This is a genomic window from Halomonas colorata, assembly GCF_014897985.1.
Taxonomy (GTDB): Bacteria; Pseudomonadota; Gammaproteobacteria; order Pseudomonadales; family Halomonadaceae; genus Vreelandella; species Vreelandella colorata.
In genome coordinates this window covers 1-1,159 of the sequence record NZ_JABUZA010000106.1, presented here as the reverse complement: position 1 = coordinate 1,159, position 1,159 = coordinate 1, and the positions used below count along the sequence as shown (strand labels likewise).

The following is a 1,159-nucleotide window of genomic DNA, read 5'->3' as shown; positions in this document are numbered from 1 at the left end:
GGAGGCTCTGAAAAAGTCTCTGCCTTCAGCGATAATACGAACATCGTCAACTGCATAGGGTTCAGTGCTGCCATGGATCAGATCACCTTCTCCGAAGCCGAGTACCAGAACAAAAAGCGAAAGACTCGCCGCGAACTCTTTCTGGAGCGGATGGACAAGCTGATCCCCTGGACGCAGCTGGAGAAGAAGGTAGCCCGTTATTACCCCAAGGGCGAGAGCGGGCGGCCTCCGTATCCATTGTCTGCCATGCTTCGAGTTCACTGTATGCAGTTGTTCTACAACTTGAGCGATCCGTCAATGGAAGATGCTCTCTACGAGATCGAGTCCATGAGGCATTTCGCCGGTTTGAAGCTAGACCGATTGCCGGACGAAACGACGATTCTCAAGTTTCGTCATTTTCTAGAACGACACAGCCTTGGCAAGGTGCTGTTCCAGGAAGTGAACAAACACCTGGCGAAAAACGGCCTAATGTTGCGCGAAGGCAGCATTGTTGATGCCACTATCATTTCTGCGCCTAGTTCTACCAAAAACAAACATGGCAAGCGCGATCCGGAGATGCACCAGACTAAAAAAGGTGGCTCCTGGCACTTTGGTATGAAAATGCACATAGGTGTCGACGACAAACTTGGGTTGATTCACAGCATCGACACCACGGCTGCTAATGTGCATGACATTGTGCCTGCCGATAAGCTGCTTCACGGTGAAGAGCAGCGCGTCTTCGGTGATGCCGGTTACCTGGGCATTCAAAAGCGAGACGAGCTCCATCACCGCTGCGACGTCTCTTGGTATATTGCCAGACGGCCTGGCACGCGAAAGAAGTTGGATGCCAAGCAACAGAAAGTCGAAAAGATCAAAGCCAGCATCCGAGCCAAGGTGGAGCACCCTTTTCGGTACATCAAGCAAGTCTTTGGTTATGGCAAGGTTCGCTATCGTGGTCTTGCTAAAAACACCCAGCGCCTGCACCTGCTGGCGGCGTTCAGCAACCTGCTGATCAGTGAAAAATACCTGTGGGAATAGGGCTATTGCGCCCGTTTTCCGCTTAATGAGCGGTTAACGGGCAAAAAATGCACAAAGAACGGGAAAATAGTGCCTAAATTTGCAATTTTTTATCAGCTCAAGTGAGCGTTGACGAATATCGGTAATTATTCAGACCTTCCTT

1 protein-coding gene is annotated in these 1,159 nt (G+C 50.5%); it reads left to right on the top strand.

The window, feature by feature from the left end:
• Positions 1-72: 72 nt before the first annotated feature.
• Positions 73-1,017, top strand: a complete 945-nt coding sequence (locus INT33_RS20980; RefSeq protein ID WP_193092942.1) for an IS5 family transposase — start codon at positions 73-75, stop codon at positions 1,015-1,017.
• Positions 1,018-1,159 lie beyond the last annotated feature (142 nt).